The organism is Streptomyces sp. NPDC002809, from assembly GCF_040295435.1.
Lineage (GTDB): Bacteria > Actinomycetota > Actinomycetes > Streptomycetales > Streptomycetaceae > Streptomyces.
In genome coordinates this window covers 46,077-59,666 of sequence record NZ_JBEOVJ010000046.1, presented here as the reverse complement: position 1 = coordinate 59,666, position 13,590 = coordinate 46,077, and the positions used below count along the sequence as shown (strand labels likewise).

Below are 13,590 nucleotides of genomic sequence, written 5' to 3'. Positions count from 1 at the left end.
CGCGGGGGCGGGCGGCCAGCCCGCCGGCGGCGCCCGCCGCGCCGGCGCGCTGCGCTTAGTCGGGGCCGCCGCCCCGTCCGCCGCCCCCCGCCACGAAGAGGCTGCCTTGCTTCACCTCCCGCGAGTCGATGACGACGGGCCCGCTGACGGTTGCCGCCGGATCCGGTATGTCGTACGACTGCCCGCCGACGATTTCGGCGATCTCGGCGAGGGAAAGGGCGATCACTTGGTCATCCCTGACTGTTGTTCTCGTGGGTGGGCGCACTGTGGGTGGTGTTCTCGCGCCCCAGGGACCGCTCGATGGCCGTGCGCAGGACCACCCGGTCGTCGAAGGGGCGCACCACTCCGTGGATGTCCTGGCCCTGCTCGTGGCCCTTGCCGGCGATCAGCACGGTGTCGCCGGGTCCGGCGCGGCCCACGGCGGCCGCGATGGCGGCGGCCCGGTCGGCGTCGACCAGGACGTCGCCGCGTTCGTGCACGGGCACTTCGGCGGCGCCCGCGAGCATCGCGGCAAGGATGCCCAGGGGGTCCTCGGAGCGGGGGTTGTCGGAGGTCAGCACGGCTGTGTCGGCGAGCCGGGCCGCGGCCGCTCCCATCGGGCCGCGTTTGGTGGTGTCACGGTCGCCGCCGCAGCCGAGGACGATGTGCACCTTGCCCTCGGTGACCTTCTGCAGGGAGCGCAGCACCGACTCGACGGCGTCGGTCTTGTGCGCGTAGTCGACGAGTGCGAGGTACGGCTGTCCGGCGTCGACCCGCTCCAGCCGGCCGGGCACGCCGGGCACGGCGGCGACACCGTCGGCCGCGGTCTGCGGGTCGATGCCGGCGACGGCGAGGGTGACGATCGCGGCCAGGGTGTTGGCGACGTTGAACGGGCCGGGCAGCGGGGCGGCGGCGGTGGCCCGCTCGCCCTTGGGTCCGACGACGGTGAAGGTGGAGCCGAGCTGGCCCACCTCGACGTCCTCGGCTCGCCAGTCGGCGTCCGGGTGGCCCTCGGCGGAGAAGGTGGTGATGGGCACGGAGGCCTCGGTGACCAGCCTGCGGCCGTACTCGTCGTCGTAGTTGACGACGCCCTGCCTGCTGCGCTGCGGTGTGAACAGCCGCGCCTTGGCCTGGAAGTAGTCCTCCATGCCGGAGTGGAACTCCATGTGTTCCGGGCTGAGGTTGTTGAAGACCGCGACGTCGAAGACGCAGCCGTCGACCCGGCCGAGCACCAGGGCGTGGCTGGAGACCTCCATCGTCACCGCGTCCACGCCGCGTTCGCGCATGACGGCGAACAGGGCCTGCAGATCGGTGGCCTCGGGGGTGGTGCGCTCGGACTTGATGCGCTCGTCGCCGATCCGCATCTCCACGGTGCCGATGAGGCCGGTGTCGCGTCCGGCGCCGCGGAAGCCGCCCTCGATGAGGTACGCGGTGGTGGTCTTGCCGGATGTTCCGGTGATGCCGATCTGGAGCAGGTCGGCGCCGGGGTGGCCGTAGATCTCGGTGGCGAGTTCGCCCATCCGGCCGCGTGGATCCTCGGTGACCAGCACCGGGAGTCCGGTGGCCGCGGCGCGTTCCGCGCCCGCCGGGTCGGTGAGGATCGCGGCGGCGCCGAGACCGGCGGCCTGCGCGGTGAAGTCGGCACCGTGCAGACGGGCACCCGGCAGCGCCGCGTACACGTCCCCCGGGCGTACGGCCCGGGAGTCGTGGGTGATGCCGGTGACTTCGCCGGTGCCCGGCGGTTCCACTCCCAGCCGGGCTGCCAGCGTAACCAGGGAAGTCGGCCGCAGCCGATCCGGGCGGGGCGCTCCCGGGTAGTTCACAGGGGCGTCCTTCTGGGTGGTTCGGGACTGTTCAGCGTGGGGCACGGCGGTGAGCGTACCGGGCGCACCCGGCCTCTCGCGAAGTGAGGTGGCGTAGGTGCGGTGGTTCCCGTTCCGGTTCCCTGGATCGGGGGTGATGGTTGTCACTGATGGTCTCCCCGAGTTCACTCGCCGGGTTTGAAGGACACCGGCAGCCGGGCCGACTCGCTGCCGGAAGGTGCGGTCTGCAGCGTCTTCAGCGCGAATTCCATGACCTGCTTGTAGATGGGTCCGCAGATCTGGCCGCCGAAGTAGCTGCCCTTGGTGGGATTCTGGATGGCGCAGTAGACGGTGATCTGAGGGTTGTCCGCGGGAGCGAATCCGGCGAAGGAGGCGGTGTAGCCGTGGTAGCCGCCGCGCACCGGATCAACTCGGTTGGCCGTACCGGTCTTGCCCGCGACCCGGTAGCCGGGGATCTTGGCCTTCGTGCCGGTGCCCTCCTCGTCGCCGACGACCGACTCCAGCATTCCGGCCAGCGTCTTGGCGGTCTTCTCGCTGACCACCCTGCTCTGTTCGGGTGCTTCGACAGGGGTGAAGCGGCCGTCGGCGCCCTTGGTGCCGCGGACGAGGGTGGGTTCGATGCGGACCCCGCCGTTGGCGATCGTCGAGTAGATCGACGCGGCCTGCATGGCGTTGAGCGAGAGGCCCTGGCCGAACGGGATCGTGTACTGCTGCGAGGTCGACCAGTCCTGCGGCTTGGCGAGGATGCCGGCGGTCTCACCCGGGTAGCCGAGTCCGGTCGGTGAGCCGATGCCGAACTTGCGCAGGTAGTCGTAGAGCACCTTGTTGGACTCGGCCTGGGTCTTGCCCAGCTGGCCGGTGGCCAGGATGGTGCCGATGTTGCTGGACTTGGCGAGTACGCCGTTGAGCGTGAGGTACCAGGTGGGGTGGTCGATGTCGTCCTTGAAGAGCCGGTCGCCCCGGTGCAGCCGGTTGGGAACGGTGACGTGGGTGCCGGGAGTGGCGACACCCTCCTCCAGCACGGCGGCCATGGACATGACCTTGCTGGTCGAGCCGGGCTCGTACACGTCCTGGAGGGCGGCGTTGCCCAGTGCGGCGGCGTCGGCCTGCGAGAGGTCGTTCGGGTCGAAACCCGGTGCGTTGGCCATGGCGAGGACCTCGCCGGTGCGGGTGTTCTGCACGACGACGTAGCCGCGGTCGGCCTTGGACTTCTCCACCTGGTCGGAGATGGCCTTCTGGGCCGCCCACTGGATGTCGCGGTCGATGGTGAGCTCGATGTCGGAGCCGGCGACGGCAGGGACCTCCTTGGTGCCCGCGGTGGGCACCCGGCGGCCGCCGGACTGGGCGTACTTGATCGTGCCGTCCTCGCCCGCGAGCTCCTTGTCAAGCTGCGATTCGAGGCCGCCCGCGCCCTTGCCCTCGGCGTTGACGTAACCCAGTATCCCGGCGGCGAGGCCGCCGTTGGGGTAGACGCGCTTGGTGGTCGACTCCTGGAAGACACCGGCCAGCACATTGGCCCCGGTACCGCCTGCCGCCTTGTCCTTCGCGGCCTTCTCGGCGAAGACGGACTTGAGGTCCTTGATCTGTGTCCAGACCTGCGGGGTCTGCCTGCGGGCCAGCACCGCGTACCGGCTCTTGGGCTTGGACAGCTTCTTCGTCAGTTCGGCCGCGTCGACACCGAGGATGGGTGCGAGCAGCGCGGCGGCCTGCTGGGGCGCGTCGGGTGCCTTGCTGTCCTCGGGAGTGAACATCTTGGGGTCGGCGGTGATGTCGTACGCGTCGACGCTGGTGGCCAGCGCGATGCCGCTCCGGTCGGTGATCTCGCCGCGCTCGGCGGCGACGGTGTAGCTGAGGTAGCGGTTCTGCTCGGCCTTGGCGGCGTACGCGTTGGCGTCGACGGCCTGCACCTGGAGGAGCCGGACGACGAACGCGATCATGACGAGGGTCAGCGCCAGGCTGACCAGCCGCAGCCGCGGCCGTGGGCTGCCGAGGCGCAGCGGGCGGCCGGAGCGGCTGCGGGGGGTCCGTCCGCGCGGCGCGGCGGACGGGGGCCGTCGTCGTGGCTCGGGGCGGGCGGCGGGCCGGGGGCGGCCGGCGCGGCCCGCCGCGTTACGCGGGCGTGCGGGGCCGGGTACCCGGCGGCGCGGTGGTTCCTGGGAGGGCACTGCGTCACCTGCCGGGGCTCGTGGAGGTCTGTTCTGCCGGGGTACGCGCGTTCGTGGAGGCGCTCGGTTTCGCCGGGGCGGTGCCGGTCGCGGACGCGGATGCGCCGGGCTTGGCCGCGGGCGTGCTCGGCTTGGCCGCGGCGGTGCCCGACGCGGTGGGCGAAGGGGTGGAGCGGGGTGAGGCCGACAGGGCCGCGGGGGGCGGCTCGGGGACGTCGGGCTTCTTCGGCGCCGCGGTGGTCGGCGGGGCGCCGGCGGCGGAGGGTACGCCGCGGACCTTGCCGTTCGGGCCGAGGAAGGCGGGGCTGCCGCCGGGGACCATGCCCAGTTCTCGTGCGCGTCGCGCCAGGGCGTCGGGTTCGGAGGCGCTGTCGACGTCGCGCTGGAGGGCCTGCTGGTCGTCGGTGAGGCCGGTGGTGCGCTTCTTCAGCTCGCTCAGCCGGAACGATCCTTCGTTGAGCGCGGAGTTCAGCAGCAGCAGGGTGATCAGGCCGCCGCCCAGGAGCAGGACGACCAGCAGGACGAAGGGGGTCCGGGCCGCGTTGCTCGGGCCGGCCGGCATCAGCCGGCTGAGCCGCGCGGCGCGCCCTTTCAGCTGACCGGCCGGTTTGCTCACCGCGCCGCTCCGTCCCCGGGCCGGGTCCGAGAGGCCTCCGGGCGCCCGCTGCTCATCGCTCCTCCTCGCGGATCCGCTGCGCTCCGCGCAGCCGGGCGGGGGCGGCGCGACGGTTCTCGGCGACCTCCTCCTCGGTGGGCAGCTCGGCGCCGCGGGTCAGCAGCTTGAGCCGCGGCTGGTAGCGCTCGGGGACGACCGGCAGCCCTGGCGGTGCGGTGTTGGCGGCGCCCGCCGCCAGCACCTGCTTGACCAGGCGGTCCTCGAGCGAGTGGTAGGACAGGACGGCGATGCGCCCGCCCACGGCGAGGCTCCGGACCGCGGCCGGGATCGCCCGCTCCAGCACGGTCAGTTCGCCGTTGACCTCGATGCGCAGCGCCTGGAAGGTGCGCTTGGCGGGGTTGCCGCCGGTGCGCTTGGCGGCCTGCGGCAGCGAGTCACGGATGAGCTCGACGAGCCGGGCGCTGTTGGTGAAGGGCTCCTTCTCCCGTTCGCGCACGACCGCGGAGACGATCCGCTTGGCCTGCTTCTCCTCGCCGTACGCGCGCAGGATCCTGACCAGCTCGCCCGGCGGGTACGTGTTGAGCACCTCGGCCGCGCCGATGCCGGTCGTCTGGTCCATGCGCATGTCGAGCGGGGCGTCCTGGGCGTACGCGAATCCGCGGTCGGCCTCGTCCAGTTGCATGGAGGAGACGCCGAGGTCGAACAGAACGCCCTGGACCTTGGGAACGCCGAGCCTTGCCAGCACCTCGGGCAGTTCGTCGTAGACGGCGTGCACCAGCGTGGCGCGGTCGCCGTACGGGGCGAGCCGCTCGCCGGACAGGCGCAGCGCCTCCTTGTCCCGGTCGAGCGCGATCAGCCGGGCGGTGGGGAAGGCTGCGAGCAGGGCCTCGCTGTGTCCGCCGAGGCCCAGGGTGCAGTCGACGACCACGGGCGGCTGCGGGCTCGGTGCCTCCAGAGCCGGGGCCAACAGGTCCAGGCATCGCTGGAGCATCACCGGGACGTGTCGGGTCTGGCTCATGCGCCCTCTCAGGCTCAGGTCCCGGGGGCGCTGCACGTACGGCCTGGTCCCCGCCCGCTCGCGAAGGGGAGGTCCGCCGGCGCCGGGGAAGGGGCGTCAGCCGACCGGCGAGCGGGAGAGGGCCGGGCCGTACGTACGCCGCGCACACGGGGAATACATCGGAATGTGCAGGGTGTCGGTAACTTCCCGTCACTTTAGTCCACCCTGCCATTCGATCGATTCCCGATCAATCAACCCGACAGCGCGTCGGCCCTCGCTTTGTTCACCCGGCCGGGTGACCGAGTGTGAGGCTTGTGGGGTACCTCACAACAAGCGTCGTTGACGTTCTTTGTCCGCTTCGACACCACGCCGACGGCACCGGCGAGAGCTAACGTCTAGTCCATGTCGACTTCTGCGCACTCCCCTGTCACCGACCAGGCCCGCACCGACGGCACCGTCACCGACCGTCTGGTCGAGGCGAACGTCCAGTACGCCGCCGAGTTCAGCGATCCCGGCATGGACGCGAAGCCCGTGTTGCGCGTCGCCGTCGTCGCCTGCATGGACGCCCGGCTCGACCTGCACAAGGCACTCGGCCTGGCGCTCGGTGACTGCCACACCGTCCGCAACGCGGGCGGCGTGGTCACCGACGACGTCATCCGCTCGCTGTCGATCAGCCAGCGGGCCCTCGGCACGCGCAGCGTGGTGCTGATCCATCACACCAACTGCGGCATGGAGTCGATCACCGAGGAGTTCCGCCGGGAGCTGGAGATGGAGGTCGGCCAGCGGCCGGCCTGGGCGGTCGAGGCCTACACCGACGCCGACCAGGACGTGCGGCAGTCGATGCAGCGGGTCCGCACCTCGCCGTTCCTGCTGCACACCGACGACGTGCGCGGATTCGTCTTCGACGTGACCACCGGTCTGCTGCGCGAGATCTTTCCGGCTTCCTGACGACCAAGGGCTCGGGTGCTTCCGGTTTCCTGTCACGAGGGGGCCGGACGGGCACGTTCGTGCAGCGAAAATCCCACTCAACCCGACATATCGCCCCCAGTTGTCCACAGGCGAGTGACACGAAGCGGTAACGGCAACAAGAATGCGGGTGTGACACCCCGTCGGACCTCGTCCGATGCGGTGTCCGTGTTTCGGGGTGGGCCGGGCCGCACAAGGGCACCGGTCCGTGACTGGGGAATCCCGCTGCTCCTGGTGAGCGTGGGGCAGGGCCGAGGAGGGCCGGGTGACGACCTATGACGATCGAGCGAGCCTCACAGATCTGACCACCACAGTGGAGCAGGTGCGCAGGTCGGTGGAGAGTGTGATCGAGGGCAAACCCGAGGTCGTACGCCTTTCGCTGACCGTGCTGCTCGCGGAGGGCCATCTGCTGATCGAGGACGTGCCCGGAGTGGGCAAGACCATGCTGGCCAAGGCGCTGGCCCGGTCCATCGACTGCTCGGTGCGGCGCATCCAGTTCACACCGGATCTGCTGCCCTCGGACATCACGGGTGTGTCCATCTTCGATCAGCAGCGCCGTGACTTCGAGTTCAAGCCGGGCGCGATCTTCGCCCAGATCGTGATCGGCGACGAGATCAACCGCGCCTCGCCCAAGACCCAGTCCGCGCTCCTGGAGTCGATGGAGGAGCGTCAGGTCACGATCGACGGGCACACCTACGAGCTGCCCGACCCCTTCATGGTCGTGGCCACGCAGAACCCGGTGGAGATGGAGGGCACGTACCCCCTGCCCGAGGCCCAGCGCGACCGGTTCATGGCCAGGGTGTCGATCGGCTATCCCAGCGCCGAGGCCGAGCTGCAGATGCTCGACGTGCACGGCGGTGCCTCGCCGCTCGACGACCTCCAGCCGGTGGCGCACGCCCACGACATCGTCAAGCTGATCGAGGCGGTGCGCACGGTCCACGTCGCCGAGGCCGTCCGGCGGTACGCGGTGCAGCTCGTCGGGGCCACCCGCAGCCACCCCGACCTCAGGCTCGGCGCCTCACCGCGTGCCACCCTGCACCTGCTGCGTGCGGCCAAGGCCTCCGCCGCGCTGAGCGGCCGCGACTACTGCCTGCCGGACGATGTGCAGGCCCTGGCCGCCGCCGTGCTCGCCCACCGGCTGCTGCCCACGGCACAGGCCCAGCTGAACCGTCGCACCGCCGAACAGGTGGTGCTGGAGATCCTTCAGCAGACCCCCGTGCCGACGGCGTCGGGCGGCGCGGCCGTCCCGGCACCCCAGCACGAGCCCGGTGCTGGGTACGGCGGCCGGCAGCAGCCCGGCGCACGGCGGCTCTGATGGCCGCCGAGGGGCCGACCGCGATGGAGGACAGCGACGACAAGGGCGGTCTGCGGGCCGCCCTGGGCGGTCTGACCACGCGCGGACGGTCCTTCCTGGCGGCCGGTGTGGCCGCCGCGGTCTGCGCCTACGTGCTGGGCCAGGGGGATCTGCTGCGGGTCGGCCTGCTGCTCGCCGTGCTGCCGCTGGTCTGTGTGACGGTGCTCTTCCGGACCCGCTACCGGGTCGCCGGCACCCGTCGGCTCTCGCCGTCCCGGGTACCCGCGGGCACCGAGGCGCGGGTCCATCTGCGGATGGACAACGTCTCGCGGCTGCCCACCGGTCTGCTCATGCTCCAGGACCGGGTGCCGTACGTGCTCGGGCCGCGGCCCCGCTTCGTCCTGGACCGGGTGGAGGCGGGCGGCCGGCGCGAGGTGTCCTACCGGGTGCGGTCGGACCTGCGTGGGCGCTACCCGCTCGGGCCGCTGCAGCTGCGGCTGAGTGATCCGTTCGGGATGTGCGAGCTGACGCGTTCGTTCAGCGCGTACGACACGCTCGTCGTCATCCCGCGGACCGAGCCCCTGCCTCCTGTGCGGCTGGCGGGCGAGGCCACCGGTTACGGCGAGGGACGGCAGCGCTCACTCGCGCTGGCGGGCGAGGACGACGTCATCCCGCGCGGCTACCGGCACGGCGACGACCTGCGCCGTGTCCACTGGCGCTCCACCGCACGCTACGGCGAGCTGATGGTGCGCCGCGAGGAGCAGCCGCAGCGGGCCAGGTGCACGGTGCTGCTCGACACGCGGCAGATCGCCTACCAGGGGTCGGGGCCCGACTCGGCGTTCGAGTGGGCGGTTTCCGGCGCGGCGTCCGCGCTGGTGCACATGCTGGAGCGGGGCTTCGCGGTCCGGCTGCTGACGGACGACGGGATGGCCGTGCCGGGCGAGGGCGAGAGCGGCTTCACCGGCTCCACCCAGGACTCGGCGGAATCGGCCGGACTGATGATGGACGCCCTCGCCGAGGCCGACCACTCCGACGAGGACGGCCTCTCCCGCGCGTACGACGTACTCCGCGGTGGCAACGAGGGCCTGCTGATCGCCTTCCTCGGTGAGCTGGACGAGGAACAGGCCGCGGTGGCGGCACGGATGCGGCAGCGCAGTGGCGGGGCCGTCGCGTTCGTCCTGGACAGCGCCGCCTGGGTGCACGGCGAATCGCCCGCGTCCGACGCGGCCTGTGAGGAGCGGCTCCGGCTGCTGCGCGAGTCGGGGTGGACGGCGGTGCCGGTCCGGCCCGGCATGGATCTCACCCGGCTGTGGCTGGAGGTGAGCCATCACGGCTCGCTCACCCAGTCCACCGCTGTGGGCGGCACAACGGGTGGTACGACAGGTTTCTCCGGTGGTTGGTCATGAGGGGACGATCATGAGCGGTCCTGGTCGGCTGGCGCTGTGCGCCTTTGCGGCGACGCTGATGTCGGCTTGTTCGATGCTGCCGCTGGTCGATCCGGCCACCTGGATCCTGCAGGCCTCGTTCCTGCTGGCCATCCAGTGCGGCGTGGGTGCGCTCGGCCGGCGGGTGCCGCTGCCGCGGCTGCTGACCGTCGCCGCGCAGGCGATCGTCCTGGTGGTGCTGCTGACCATCGCGTTCGCCCGGGAGGAGGCCTTGGCGGGCTTCCTGCCCGGCCCGCAGTCCGTACAGCGGCTCGCTGATCTGCTGTCGGCCGGCGCGGACGACGTCGGGCGGTACGCGATCCCGGCACCGAACACGGCGGGCATCCGGCTGATGCTGGTGGGCGGTGTACTGCTGATCGGCCTCGCGGTGGACGCGCTGGCGGTCACGTTCCGCAGCGCCGCACCGGCCGGGCTGCCCCTGCTGGCCCTCTACTCCGTCGCCGCAGGTCTCTCCAACGGCAGCGCGGACTGGCTGTGGTTCCTGCTGGCCGCCTGCGGCTATCTGCTCCTCCTGCTGGCCGAGGGGCGTGACCGGCTCTCCCAGTGGGGGCGGGTCTTCGCCGGTGCGGCCAGGCCCCGGGGCGGTTCGTCCTCCGGCATCGGCGCCTCGGGCAACGGCGCGCTCGCCCCGGTGCGCACCGGGCGGCGCATCGGCGCGCTCGCGCTGGGAATCGCGCTGGTCGTGCCCGCGGCCCTGCCCGCGCTCGACAGCGGACTGCTGGCCGGCACGGGGGGCGGCAACGGCAAGGGGCACGGTGGCGGCACCATCTCCGCGGTGAACCCGCTCGTCTCACTGCAGAACAACCTGAACCAGCCGGAGAACCGGGAGGTGATGTCGTACCGCACCAACTCGACCGGTGTGCAGGACTTCTACCTCCGCATCCTGGCCCTGGACCAGTTCAACGGAAACGAGTGGCGGGCCTCCACGCGCCGGCTGAAGGACGTACCGAAGCGGCTCCCGAACCCGGCGGGTCTGTCGCCGGACGTCGCCGTGACGGAGATCAGCACGAACATCTCCGCGTCGCGTTCGTACCAGCAGACCTACCTGCCGCTCCCCTACCCGGCGACCGAGGTGAGGGTGGGCGGGCGCTGGCGGTACGAGCCCGAGGGCCGCACTCTCGTCGGGGACGACGGGGAGACCACCGGCGGTGCGCAGTACGAGGTCTCCAGCCTGGTAGTGCAGCCGACCGCCGACCAGCTCGCGGGCGCGGGCACGGTCCCCGAAGCCCTGCGGCGCGAGTACACCCAGGTGCCCGACTCCCTGCCCGAGGTGGTCAGGAAGACGGCTGCCGAGGTGACGGCGGGGTCCGCCAACGCATACGAGAAGGCGGTGAAGCTGCAGAACTACTTCGCCTCGGAGGGCGGCTTCACGTACGACACCTCGGTGAACTCGGGTACCGGCAGCGCGGCGATCGGCCGCTTCCTGAGGGACAGGCGGGGCTTTTGCGTCCACTTCTCGTTCACCATGGCCGCGATGGCTCGGACGCTGGGGATTCCGGCCCGGGTCGCCGTGGGCTTCACGCCCGGTTCCGCGCAGTCGGACGGTTCGATGTCGGTCGGTCTGCGCGATGCGCATGCCTGGCCGGAGCTGTACTTCGAGGGTGTCGGATGGACCCGTTTCGAGCCGACGCCGACGCGCGGCTCCGTGCCGTCGTACACCCTGCCGGACACTCCCTCCGGCGACACCGCCGATCCGGCCCGGCCCGAGACGGGTGCCTCGGCTGCGGTTCCGGTCACGCCGTCCGCCTCGGACAGCTGCCCCGCGCAGCAGGGTGGCGGGCAGGGCGAGTGCGGCAGTTCGGCGCTCCCGGGAGCGGTGACGCCCACGGACACGGGGACGCCCCTGGGCACCGTGCTCGGACTGGTCCTGGTGGCCGTCCTCGTCCTGCTGCTCCCGATGCTGCCCATGTTCTGGCGCACGCGGGTCCGGGCCCGGCGGCTGGGTTCCTCCACGGGGCGCACCCCGGCGGACGCGACCGCGAGAACCCTGGCGGCCTGGCAGGAGATCACCGACACCGCGTGGGACCACGGCATCGAACCGGACGAGTCCCAGACCCCGCGCAAGGCCGCGGCCCGGGTGGTACGGATGGGCCGGCTGGACACGGAGGCGGCCGCTGCGGTGCACCGAGTGGCGAGCGCGGTGGAGCAGGTGCTCTATGCGCCCGAGCCGCGGGCCGTGTCGGGGCTCGCGGAGGACGCGCAGGCGGTACGGGCGGGCCTCCGCGGCTCCGCCGACCGGTTCAACAGGTTCCGCGCGGTCGTGGCACCGCGATCGGCCGTTCGAGTGGTGTGGGCGATGTCGGAGCGCGGAGCGGCACTGACGGGCCGGTGGCGGGCACCGCGGCGACCGGCGTGGTTGCGGCGCCCGTCCCGGCAGCAGGGCTGACGCCTCGCCCCGTGCGGGCCCGCCCTCGGGTCTGCACGGGGCACCGCGCACCGAGCTCGGCAGCGGCGCCCGAACGCTCTGCGCCTCCTCCCCTTCCCGGCCTCCGGACCCGCCCGCACGACCCCGCGCGCCGACCGACGGCCCGGGCAGGCGCAGGGTCGGAGCCGGGCAGGCGCAAGACGGGGCCGGGGAGGCGCAAGACGGGGCCGACAGGGGCCCGGGCAGGCGCAGGGCCGGGCCTGGCAGGGGCGAGCAGGTGCAGGGCGGGCCCGGCCTGCCAGGGCCCGGCAAGGTGCAGGGGCGCTCAGGGCGCGCAGGCCCCGACCCGGCTGCGTCCCGGGCGGCAGGAAAAGACGGCGGGGCGGGCAGGCGCACCTCTGCCCAGTGTCCTGGCACATACGTGAGGGGCGGTCGCAGAAATGCGACCGCCCCTCACCCATAAGTGTTTCTGAGCTACTGGCCCTGCTCATCGCGGCGGCGCTGCCACCGTTGTTCGATCCGGTTCATCACGGACCGGCGCTGTTTGGGCTGTCGGCGTTCGCCCGCACCACCCGCGCGGACTGCTTGTTGCTCGCCCGGCTTCGGCGCTTTGCGCCAACCGGTGACCGCGAGCACCGCGCAGCCCAGCATGACGAGGAACCCCACCACGCTGATCCAGATCTGCTGTGCGACCATTCCGGCCATGAGGAGCGCGATTCCCACCAGGAAGCCAGCAACCGCCTGGTAGACCCGTCGCCGGGTGTATGTACGCAGCCCACTTCCCTCGAGCGCTGTCGCGAACTTGGGATCTTCGGCGTACAGCGCTCGCTCCATTTGCTCGAGCATTCGCTGCTCGTGCTCCGAGAGCGGCACGGAGTCCTCCTCGTCGTCGGCCGCGGGGGGCGGCCGGTATGCGGCCCTTCCAGGATAGGCAGGGAATCGCCCCCGTGAAACCCGCCCTCATTGCCAATCAGCCAGTCCGGGCCGCCACGACGGCTCAGCTGCTGAGGCGTTGATTCCCCAACCTCCGATCCGTCATGCCGGATGGTGTCCCCCGATCATACGGGGCCAATGCCCTGATCGGGGCTGCTGGGGCGTACTCCGTCTGCAGCTGCGTTGCTGATCAGCCGCGCTGCCGGTCGCGATCCGGCCGGTGGCTCAGACCCGCCTGGTGCCCAGGACGTGCAACTGCGTCGCCACCGAGTGGAACGCCGGCAGCTCGGCGGCCGCCGTCTCCAGCTTGAGCAGGGCCTCCATCGCACCGGGCTCGGTGTCCACCAGGACGCCCGGCACCAGGTCGGCGAAGACACGGACACCATGGACCGCACCGACCTCGACATCCGCGCCCTCGACCAGCTCGGTGAGCTGCTCCGCCGTGTACCGCCGCGGCAGCGGGTCGCCATCGCCCCAGCGTCCCGCCGGATCGCCGAGCGCGTGCCTGGCCTCGGTGAAGTGACCGGCGAGGGCCCGGGCCAGAACCGCACCGCCGAGCCCGGCGGCGAGGAGGCTGAGCGCGCCGGACGGACGGAGCGCCTCGACCGCGTGCCGCACGCCCTCGGCGGGGTCGTCCACGTACTCCAGGACTCCGTGGCAGAGCACCGCGTCGTAGCCGTCGCGCCCGACCACGTCGAACAGACCGAGGATGTCCCCCTGGACCCCGTGGACCCGGTCGGCGACCCCGGCCTCGGCGGCGCGGCGCTCCAGCGCGAACAGCGCGTTGGGACTGGGATCGACGACGGTGACCCGGTGCCCCAGACGCGCGACGGGCACGGCGAAGTTGCCCGTACCGCCGCCGGTGTCCAGTACGTCCAGGACGTCCCTGCCGGTCGCCTTGACCTGGCGGTCGAGAGCGTCCTTGAGGATCTCCCAGACCACGGCGGTACGGAGGGAGGCACGGGGGCGCAGCTGGTCCGACACGGCAGTTGTCTCCTCGGCACGGT

At 72.0% G+C, this 13,590-nt stretch carries 10 protein-coding genes and 1 pseudogene; 4 read left to right on the top strand and 7 right to left on the bottom strand.

Annotated elements, in window-relative coordinates:
* Nucleotides 1–58 precede the first annotated feature (58 nt).
* The 5 genes and pseudogenes from ABT025_RS25000 to rsmH all read right to left on the bottom strand — a co-directional run.
* A pseudogene (locus ABT025_RS25000) lies at nt 59–226 on the bottom strand (UDP-N-acetylmuramoyl-tripeptide--D-alanyl-D-alanine ligase); the annotation flags it as partial.
* Nucleotides 227–230: 4 nt separating this feature from the next.
* Nucleotides 231–1,949, bottom strand: a complete 1,719-nt coding sequence (locus tag ABT025_RS24995) for a UDP-N-acetylmuramoyl-L-alanyl-D-glutamate--2,6-diaminopimelate ligase (protein WP_502972019.1) — start codon at nt 1,947–1,949, stop codon at nt 231–233.
* Nucleotides 1,950–1,966: 17 nt separating this feature from the next.
* Nucleotides 1,967–3,967 (bottom strand): peptidoglycan D,D-transpeptidase FtsI family protein, encoded by a 2,001-nt coding sequence (locus tag ABT025_RS24990; protein WP_350998573.1) that lies wholly within the window; start codon nt 3,965–3,967, stop codon nt 1,967–1,969.
* A 4-nt stretch (nt 3,968–3,971) separates the two neighbouring features.
* Nucleotides 3,972–4,583 (bottom strand): cell division protein FtsL, encoded by a 612-nt coding sequence (gene ftsL / locus ABT025_RS24985; RefSeq protein WP_350998570.1) that lies wholly within the window; start codon nt 4,581–4,583, stop codon nt 3,972–3,974.
* Between the two features lie 52 nt (nt 4,584–4,635).
* Nucleotides 4,636–5,601, bottom strand: coding sequence for a 16S rRNA (cytosine(1402)-N(4))-methyltransferase RsmH (rsmH, locus tag ABT025_RS24980; RefSeq protein WP_350998567.1), 966 nt, complete (start codon nt 5,599–5,601; stop codon nt 4,636–4,638).
* Between the two features lie 381 nt (nt 5,602–5,982).
* Here rsmH and ABT025_RS24975 point away from each other — a divergent pair, with 381 nt between their 5' ends.
* The 4 genes from ABT025_RS24975 (at nt 5,983) to ABT025_RS24960 (ending at nt 11,671) form a co-directional block, all read left to right on the top strand.
* Nucleotides 5,983–6,528 carry a beta-class carbonic anhydrase gene (locus ABT025_RS24975; protein ID WP_350998564.1) on the top strand — a complete coding sequence of 182 codons (546 nt, stop codon included), beginning with the start codon at nt 5,983–5,985 and terminating at the stop codon, nt 6,526–6,528.
* 283 nt (nt 6,529–6,811) lie between these two features.
* Complete coding sequence (locus ABT025_RS24970; RefSeq protein ID WP_350998561.1) at nt 6,812–7,861, top strand: AAA family ATPase; 1,050 nt, start codon at nt 6,812–6,814, stop codon at nt 7,859–7,861.
* Nucleotides 7,861–9,246 carry a DUF58 domain-containing protein gene (locus tag ABT025_RS24965; protein WP_350998559.1) on the top strand — a complete coding sequence of 462 codons (1,386 nt, stop codon included), beginning with the start codon at nt 7,861–7,863 and terminating at the stop codon, nt 9,244–9,246. The genes ABT025_RS24970 and ABT025_RS24965 overlap by 1 nt, the downstream gene beginning before the upstream one ends.
* Before the next feature lie 10 nt (nt 9,247–9,256).
* Entirely contained in the window at nt 9,257–11,671 is a 2,415-nt protein-coding gene (locus tag ABT025_RS24960) for a transglutaminase TgpA family protein (protein WP_350998556.1), read from the top strand.
* Nucleotides 11,672–12,124: 453 nt separating this feature from the next.
* On the opposite strand, the gene ABT025_RS24955 is transcribed toward ABT025_RS24960, so the two are convergent.
* Together ABT025_RS24955 and ABT025_RS24950 are read right to left on the bottom strand one after the other, a co-directional pair.
* Entirely contained in the window at nt 12,125–12,523 is a 399-nt protein-coding gene (locus ABT025_RS24955; protein ID WP_350998553.1) for an SCO2097 family morphological protein, read from the bottom strand.
* A 285-nt stretch (nt 12,524–12,808) separates the two neighbouring features.
* Complete coding sequence (locus tag ABT025_RS24950) at nt 12,809–13,567, bottom strand: class I SAM-dependent methyltransferase (RefSeq protein WP_350998550.1); 759 nt, start codon at nt 13,565–13,567, stop codon at nt 12,809–12,811.
* Nucleotides 13,568–13,590 lie beyond the last annotated feature (23 nt).